At 68.4% G+C, this 7,138-nt stretch carries 9 protein-coding genes and 1 pseudogene; 5 read left to right on the top strand and 5 right to left on the bottom strand.

The window, feature by feature from the left end; genetic code table 11:
* Positions 1–389 precede the first annotated feature (389 nt).
* Genes ACZ53K_RS29130 through ACZ53K_RS29120 form a run of 3 tightly spaced genes read right to left on the bottom strand, consistent with a single transcriptional unit; the run spans position 390 to position 1,389 of the window.
* A complete protein-coding gene (locus tag ACZ53K_RS29130) occupies positions 390–734 on the bottom strand; it encodes a hypothetical protein (RefSeq protein WP_468842104.1) in 345 nt (114 codons plus the stop codon).
* On the bottom strand, positions 731–946 hold the full coding sequence (locus ACZ53K_RS29125) for a hypothetical protein (protein ID WP_468842101.1): 216 nt from the start codon (positions 944–946) through the stop codon (positions 731–733). Before ACZ53K_RS29125 ends, ACZ53K_RS29130 begins: the two co-directional genes overlap by 4 nt.
* Positions 943–1,389 (bottom strand): ATP-binding protein, encoded by a 447-nt coding sequence (locus ACZ53K_RS29120; protein WP_468842099.1) that lies wholly within the window; start codon positions 1,387–1,389, stop codon positions 943–945. Before ACZ53K_RS29120 ends, ACZ53K_RS29125 begins: the two co-directional genes overlap by 4 nt.
* A 247-nt stretch (positions 1,390–1,636) precedes the next feature.
* Between ACZ53K_RS29120 and ACZ53K_RS29115 the strand changes: the two genes are divergently transcribed.
* From ACZ53K_RS29115 to ACZ53K_RS29095, 5 genes are all read left to right on the top strand, one after another.
* Complete coding sequence (locus ACZ53K_RS29115; RefSeq protein ID WP_468842097.1) at positions 1,637–2,491, top strand: helix-turn-helix domain-containing protein; 855 nt, start codon at positions 1,637–1,639, stop codon at positions 2,489–2,491.
* Between the two features lie 11 nt (positions 2,492–2,502).
* Positions 2,503–2,703 carry a DUF397 domain-containing protein gene (locus ACZ53K_RS29110; protein ID WP_468842095.1) on the top strand — a complete coding sequence of 67 codons (201 nt, stop codon included), beginning with the start codon at positions 2,503–2,505 and terminating at the stop codon, positions 2,701–2,703.
* A gap of 306 nt (positions 2,704–3,009) precedes the next feature.
* The gene (locus ACZ53K_RS29105; protein WP_468842094.1) at positions 3,010–3,309 is read left to right on the top strand and encodes a putative ATP-grasp-modified RiPP; all 300 of its coding nucleotides are present in this window, start codon (positions 3,010–3,012) and stop codon (positions 3,307–3,309) included.
* The gene (gene tgmB / locus ACZ53K_RS29100) at positions 3,309–4,268 is read left to right on the top strand and encodes an ATP-grasp ribosomal peptide maturase (protein WP_468842091.1); all 960 of its coding nucleotides are present in this window, start codon (positions 3,309–3,311) and stop codon (positions 4,266–4,268) included. Before ACZ53K_RS29105 ends, tgmB begins: the two co-directional genes overlap by 1 nt.
* Positions 4,265–5,446 carry a methyltransferase domain-containing protein gene (locus ACZ53K_RS29095; protein ID WP_468842089.1) on the top strand — a complete coding sequence of 394 codons (1,182 nt, stop codon included), beginning with the start codon at positions 4,265–4,267 and terminating at the stop codon, positions 5,444–5,446. Before tgmB ends, ACZ53K_RS29095 begins: the two co-directional genes overlap by 4 nt.
* Here ACZ53K_RS29095 and ACZ53K_RS29090 read toward each other — a convergent pair.
* Positions 5,446–6,549, bottom strand: a pseudogene (locus ACZ53K_RS29090) (YifB family Mg chelatase-like AAA ATPase); the annotation flags it as partial. The gene ACZ53K_RS29095 and the pseudogene ACZ53K_RS29090 sit on opposite strands and share 1 nt — an antisense overlap.
* Entirely contained in the window at positions 6,549–6,920 is a 372-nt protein-coding gene (locus tag ACZ53K_RS29085) for a YraN family protein (protein ID WP_468842135.1), read from the bottom strand. The gene ACZ53K_RS29085 and the pseudogene ACZ53K_RS29090, both read right to left, overlap by 1 nt.
* Positions 6,921–7,138 lie beyond the last annotated feature (218 nt).

Below are 7,138 nucleotides of genomic sequence, written 5' to 3'. Positions count from 1 at the left end.
CCTCCGGGGGGGGGGGGGGGGGGGGGAGGGGTGGGGGGGGGGGGGGGGGGGGGGGGGAGGGGGGGGGGTGGGGGGGGGGGGGGGGGGGGGTTTCCCCCCCCCCCCCCGGCGCCCTCGCCCTGCTCGTACAGCGATCCGACCAGACCGACCAGCGGATAGCCGAACTTGAACAGCGCGTCGCGTCTGTCGAGCGCGGCCGGTGGCCCCTGCCCAGCATTGCGGCACTGGTCGCCGTCGCCGGCCTGCTGCTCACCCTGTGGCAGGCCACCGCCGCCCACTGAACCCACAGCGCCCCCGCTCCGGCCACGTGCCGGAGCGGGGGCGCCTTTGTCGTTGTAGGTGTTCGACGGGCCCGCCAACGGTAGTCGGCGAGCCCGTCAGAGGGGGTTTCACCTCGCGGGTACGCCTGTACGACTACCGGCGAAGGGGGCACACTCGCTCCCCTCTCCTCCGCTGTCCGCCCGCCGCGTCGGGAAGTCGCTCGGGCGGGAGCGGGGGTTCTTGGGCGGCCGGGGCCGACTGCCGCGCGGTTCGTCATCGACGTCGATGTGCACACGCACGGGTCCGTCGTACGCGCTGCAATGGCAGGTGTAGAGGTAGCCGCGGCGATCCGGCGGCGGGGGTGTGACGCCGCGCAGCGTGGTTGGCCACGTCGCCCAGTGGATGAGCAGGACGGCCGCGGCGACGCACACGCCGATGATGAACAGGCCCCACACCAGGTGTGCGCCGTTCACGGCCGTATCTCCCGTATCTCCAGGTGTACCGACGGGCCGAAGATGGCCACGCTCAGCATGGCTGCAAGGCTGTGCATGAGGCCGACCGCCTGCTCGACGCTTAACTCGGCGCGCACGGGCCCGTTGAGGTGGAGCCACACCGGCCGCGGTGCGCCTTCCACGTAGCTCACGGACACGGGCGGCGAGGCGGGTGATTCGGCGAGGCTGTTCATGCAGAAGCCTTTCTGTCTCTGTCGAGTGCGACCCACACGCGCTTGCTCCGGCATTGCTTGTCGTGGGGCCAGCAGACGCCCCAGCTCGACGCGAGGGCATCGACGAGCAGCAAGCCGCGCCCGGACTCGTCCACGGGCTGGGGCCGCATGTTGAGAAGTCGCCTTTGGGGGGCGTCGTCCCACACGACCACGCGTACAGATGTGGTGCGTACGGTTACGTCGATGCGCACAACGGCCGTCGACGTGTGCAGGTGAACGTTTGCGACCAGCTCGCCGACCAAGACGCGTGCGTCTTCTGCGAGTCCGTCGACGCCGAGCAGGGTAAGCAGGTCACCGATGACGGTCCGGGCGATACGCGGCGCGGTGTCTCCGCAGGGCAGATCGAACCGGAACGATTGGTGGGGCGGGGGTGCAGGGGGTAATGCGGGGGATGCGAGAGTCATTGCTACGTCTCCCAACGCGGTCTGACACGCGCCGCTCGTCGTTGCCGTGTCCTTGACCACTCCCCGGGGGCACGCCCGAAGGCGCGCGCGAGCGGCTGCACTTCGGCAATCCGACATGCTGCGCGGTGCTGCCACGGACCATAGGACCAAAAGTGCCCCGGGGCAATATTGTCGCTCCAGTTGGTGTACCCCGTGGACCAGGTGCACGATGACGCGGGACACTGTGGGGCGAACTGAGAGAGGTGCCATGCCGCCGAGGGACAACCCAACCGCCCGTCAAACGCGCCTTGGCGCCGAGCTACGCAAGATGCGTGACCTTGCAGGCAAGACGGCCCGAGAAGCCGCTGGCCTCATCTCGACAGACAACGCGAAGATCAGTCACATCGAAGCGGGCAGGATCGGAGTCAGCGAGGATCGCATCAGGCGGCTGGCCGTGCTCTACGCCTGCACCGACACTGCCCTCGTCGAGGCGCTGTGCGCCATAGCGCGCGAGCATCGTGGACAGCACTGGTGGGACGAGTATCGCGGCATCCTAGCGCCCGGTTTCCTCGACATCGCCGAGCTGGAGCACCACGCCACACACCTCCGGTGTTTGCAGCCGGTGACGATCCCTGGGGTCCTACAGACCGAGTCCTACGCACGCGCCCTGTTCGCTGGCGTACTTCCCAAGCTGCCGGCTGGAGAGGTTGACGCCCGCACCGAGCACCGGATGCGTCGGCAATCAATCTTCGCTCGGGAGGTCCCGACGCCGCTACAGACCATCGTGCACGAGGCCGCACTGCGTATGCGCATCGGTGGGCGCAAGGTAGCCAAGGAGCAGTTGGAACAGTTGCTTGAGGTGTCACACCGGCCAGAGATCACCCTGCGCGTGATTCCTTTCAGCAGCGACGATTTCGTTGAGGTAACTCAAACCGTGCTGTATGCCTCTGGCCCTGTTCCGCAATTGGACACCGTTCACCTCGACACGCCTTTCGGTGGCCGGTTCCTGGACGCTGTAGCCGATCTTGAACGACACCGCCTGTTGCTCGATTGGGCCGAGCGCGCGTCACTAAGCTCGGACGATTCGCGCAGCTTCATCCATCACATCGCAAGAGAACTGTGAGAAAACCGAGAATGGACTCGAAATTGACGTGGCAGAAGTCTTCTTTCTCTGGCGGCGGAGGTGAGCAGTGCGTAGAGATCGCCGATGGCGCCGGGGCGATCTTCCTACGAGAGAGCGATGAACCGAACACCATTGCGACTCTGAGTCGGGACAACCTTGGCACTCTCCTTCGTCACGTCAAGGCGGGCGGACTGGATCACCTGACCCCCTAAACCTCACGAACCAGCAGGTAGGAAGCTCCTCGCCTGATGGCGGGGAGCGTTTGTCATATGCGGGCGAACAATTCTGCCCCGGAGCAGTGTTGTCAGCGGTGGGCGCTGGCGCTATGTTCACCGTGCGCCGCCGTTCCGAGACCGCATCCGCAAAATGTATGGACCGGTGCGCACCTCTCGCGCCGAAAGGCATGAGGGAACCCCGTGAACCCCCTTTCCGCCTTTTCTCCTAACAGGTTGCGGCGGAGAGGGGGCCACGTCAACAACGCAGCAAATCCACACCCACAATGGGGAAGGAATGACGTTGTGACGGCAGTTGCGCACCCCCGGGAAGCGTTCCCGCTCACCTCCGAAGACGGCCGAATTCCACACAGCAGCGAAACGCCGACCGGTCCGAATAGCCGCCCGTGGATTCTCCGATTCGCCAGCGTCCCGGACGCCTCCCGCGCGACCGTACGGCCGGCCGCCGTCTACGACCTCGCATTGCAGGTGTCCGTAACACCGCTCGGCGATCCCGTCATCACCTTCGGCCAGACGCACGACCCCACCATTCCCGACGGGGACGTCAACGACCCTCCCCCACTCGACGAGGGAACCAAGGACTGATGACCGTCCTCGTCATCGCGGCCCGCGATGACTGGCCCACCGACCGCATCGTGCGGATGCTCACCGACCGCGACGCCGACGTGTTCCGCCTCGACTCCGCCGACTTCCCCCAACAGCTCACACTCGACAGCCACCTCGGCCCCAACGGCTGGACCGGAACCCTGTCCAACGCGCACCGCGCCGCGGACCTGAGCGCGATCACCGCCGCCTACTTCCGCGCCCCCGGCGCCTTTCAGTTCCCAGCCGCCATGTCCGCCCCAGAACGCCGCTTCGCCGCCGCCCAGGCCCGCGCCGGCCTCGGCGGCATCCTCACCGCGCTTGACTGCCGTTGGGTCAGCCACCCCGCCGCCATGTCCCGCGCCGAGTACAAGCCCCTCCAACTCGCCACGGCCCGCGCCTGCGGCCTGACCGTGCCACGGACCCTGATCACCAACGACCCGGTCGCCGTACGGTCCTTCGCCGACGACATCAGCGGCCCGATCATCTGCAAGCCGATCGCCACCCCCGTCTTCATCGAGGGCGACCAGCTCAAAACGGTCTACACCCGCCGCCTCACCCCCGACGACCTCGCCGACCTCTCCGGCATCGACACCACCGCCCACCTCTTCCAAGCATGGGTGGACAAGACCCACGAGGTCCGCCTCACCGCCGTGGGCCCCCGCCTGTTCGCCGCCGAGATCCACGCCGGCAGCCCCCAAGCACACGAGGACTGGCGCAGCGACTACCCGTCGCTCGCCTACAAGCCCACCCACACCCCCGACCACGTCGCACACGCCGTACGCCACCTCACCAGCCGCCTCGGCCTCCAATACGCCGCCTGCGACTTCGTTGTCTCCCCCTCTGGCGAGTGGACGTTCCTCGAAGCCAACCCATGCGGCCAATGGGACTGGATTCAGCACCACACCGGACTCCCCATCGCCGAAGCCATCACCGACGAACTGCAAGGAGTAGCGCCATGAACGCCCATCTCCCCGACGACGTCCGGCGCCGGTTGGCCGCCCTCGTCATCGACCTCGAAAAGGCCGGCGCACTCCGCTCTGAGTCCTGGGCGCAGATTTTCGCCACCGTGCCCCGACACGTCTTCGTGCCGCGCTGGTACGAGCAGCAGGCCACCGAGGCAGGCATCACCGCTTGGCGCCTGCGTGACGACTCCGACCGGGACGCCTGGCTCACCGCCGTCTACAGCGACCGAACCCTCGTCACCGCCCTCGACCCCGCCACCGCCGACCAGATCGACACCCACACGTGGACCGGTCTCCCCACCTCGTCCAGCACCGCACCGCACATCACGGCCGCAATGCTCGAAGAACTCGACGTGCACGACGGTCACCATGTCTGGGACATCGGCACCGGAACCGGCTACCTCACAGCCCTACTGTGCGCCCGCCTCGGCTCCCACCGCGTCCACTCCAGCGACATCACCCCCGACCTCGTCAACGCCGCCCGCAACCGCTTGGCCAGCCTTGGCTACACCCCCGAACTCACCGCCGCCGACGCCCGTCTCGGCCACCCCGGAACGACCACGTTCGACCGTATCCTCGCCACCTGCTCTGTGCAGACCATCCCCACCGCATGGGTACAGCAGACGCGCAGCGGTGGCGCCATCCTGACCGACCTTGATCTCGGCATCGAGGGCGGACTCGTCCGCGTCACCGTCGACGGCGATTACGCCGGCGGCGGCTTCACCAAGACGACCGGCCGATTCATGGCGGCCCGCGCCGACGCCCACACCTACCTCCGCAAACCCCGCGCTTCGTACGCCGCAGAAGCCGCCACACGGCCCGCCACGGTCACCGCAGCAGACGTCCGGAACAACTACCCCTTCCGCCTGCTCCTGGCCTTCCACCTGCCGTACAGCACCCTCGTTTACCACTCCGCCGACGACGGCACCCTGTCGCTCCAGCTCCAACAGCGTGACGGCACATGGGCCCGCGCCCCGATCACCGGAGACCACCCCCACACCGTCACCTACGGCGGCACACACAACCTGTGGGCAACCGTCGAGGCCGCATGGCAGTGGTGGACCGACCACAACCGCCCGGCGCAAGATCAGTTCAGCTACGCCCGCGAGCCGAACGGCCAGCACTACGCATGGCACATCCCCGACGGCCGCCGCTGGGACCTGAAGAGCGGTTGACGCACTGGGACGCCTCTACGGCGCCCAAGCCTCCGAACCAACGGCGGGCCCGGACTCCTCGGTAAGAGGTTCCGGGCCCGACGCATGTCACTTCGCATCCCACTTGTTTTACACGCTTCGTCTATGAACAAGATGCCGTGGTGCGCCAGCGAGACGGCTCCCGGTCGGGGCAGGCCGCTGCCACCGCCCACGAGCGAGGCCATCGTCGCGCTGTGGTGGGGCGCGCAGTACGGCGGGCGGTCCACCAGTGGCTGTCCTGGGGGCAGGGCGCCGGCCACCGAATGCACTGCCGTCACCTCCAGGGACTCCTTCGGTGAGAGCCGGGGCAGCAACCCGGGCAGGCGTTCGGCCAGGAGAGTTTTGCCGGCTCCGGGTGGGCCCAGGAAGAAGATGTGGTGCCGTCCGGCTGCCGCTACTTCCAAGGCTCTGCGTGCGCTGTGTTGTCCGGCGACGTCCGACAGGTCAGGCAGGCGATCACCACCGTGTAGACGCTCCGCGCCGAGCCCGCTGCCGGGCACCGCAAGCCCCGCCAACAGCGAATCCGGGCGTCCCTCCGCAGTCGGGTTCTCGTCCTCCTCTTCCGGCACCGGCTCGTCGGTGAGTACCGCGATCAGCTGTCTGAGGCTGCGTACGCCGAGGACGGAGACCCCGGGGACGAGTGATGCCTCGGCCACGGTCTTCTCCGGTACGACGACCTGGCGATAGCCCGCGTCGGCCGCGGCCAGGACGGCGGGGAGGACTCCGCGCACCGGCCGGACCCGGCCGTCCAGTCCCAGTTCGCCGATCATGACGAGGTCGGACAGCTCGCGTGGATCGATACGTTCCGCGGCGCCGAGCACCGCACAGGCCACGGCCAGGTCGAATCCGCTGCCGCCCTTGGGCACAGAAGCCGGGCTGAGGCCGACGGTGAGCTTCTTCTGCGGCCATTCGGCGCCGGAGTTCACGACGGCGGCCCGCACCCGGTCCCGCGATTCGATCAGGCTTTTGTCGGGCAGCCCGACCAGCGCGAAGGCTGCCACTCCCGGCTCCAGGTCGGCCTGGACCTCGACGACCACACCCTCGACCCCGACGAGCGCGACCGAGCACGTACGGGCGAATCCCATCAGGTCACCCCCCGCACGTGCTCCAGGAGCGGTGCGCCGCGGAAGGGCAGCAGTACTCCGACCACGTCGATACGAACCCCGCCAGGTGGCGGGCCGCCGTGCTGTTCCAGCCAGCGTTCCGCCAGACGGCGCAAACGGGCGGCTTTCTCGGGCCGTACGGCTGCCATCGGGTGTTCGTACGCCCCGTACGCGCCCGCACGGCGGGCCTTGACCTCGCAGAGCACCAAGGCATCGCCGTCGGCGGCCACGATGTCGACCTCGCCGTCCTGGCATCGCCAGTTGCGGTCCAGGATGCGCATGCCGACAGCGGCCAGGTGTCGTGCGGCCAGGTCTTCCCCATATCGCCCGAGCGCTCGTCGCGCACTCGTGATGTGCGGAGTACCGGAAGCGACGGGCTGCGCAGCGGGATGCCGAGGGCGGCGGCGGGAGTCCCGGCGGCCGCCTTGGGGGGTGGGCGGGCCGCCCCCGCAGCTCGTGATCGCCCGGCCGCCCCGGACCCGTAACGTGCTTTCCGGGTCTCCCCGGCCTCCCGGACCTCCTGGGCCGCTTCCCTCTACCACTGCCCCAGGGCTGCCCTCGTGCGGATGCT

The sequence above is a fragment of the Streptomyces sp. NPDC033221 genome, assembly GCF_055577005.1.
The sequence above is the reverse complement of the archived record's forward strand: the minus strand, read 5'-3'. Positions and strand labels throughout refer to the sequence as shown.

Coding starts and splice junctions, on each gene's coding strand:
- ACZ53K_RS29115 (WP_468842097.1), top strand. CDS start 1,637: ATGCCGCCGAGGGACAACCCAACCGCCCGTCAAACGCGCCTTGGCGCC.
- ACZ53K_RS29125 (WP_468842101.1), bottom strand. CDS start 946: ATGAACAGCCTCGCCGAATCACCCGCCTCGCCGCCCGTGTCCGTGAGC.
- ACZ53K_RS29095 (WP_468842089.1), top strand. CDS start 4,265: ATGAACGCCCATCTCCCCGACGACGTCCGGCGCCGGTTGGCCGCCCTC.
- tgmB (WP_468842091.1), top strand. CDS start 3,309: ATGACCGTCCTCGTCATCGCGGCCCGCGATGACTGGCCCACCGACCGC.
- ACZ53K_RS29120 (WP_468842099.1), bottom strand. CDS start 1,389: ATGACTCTCGCATCCCCCGCATTACCCCCTGCACCCCCGCCCCACCAA.
- ACZ53K_RS29110 (WP_468842095.1), top strand. CDS start 2,503: ATGGACTCGAAATTGACGTGGCAGAAGTCTTCTTTCTCTGGCGGCGGA.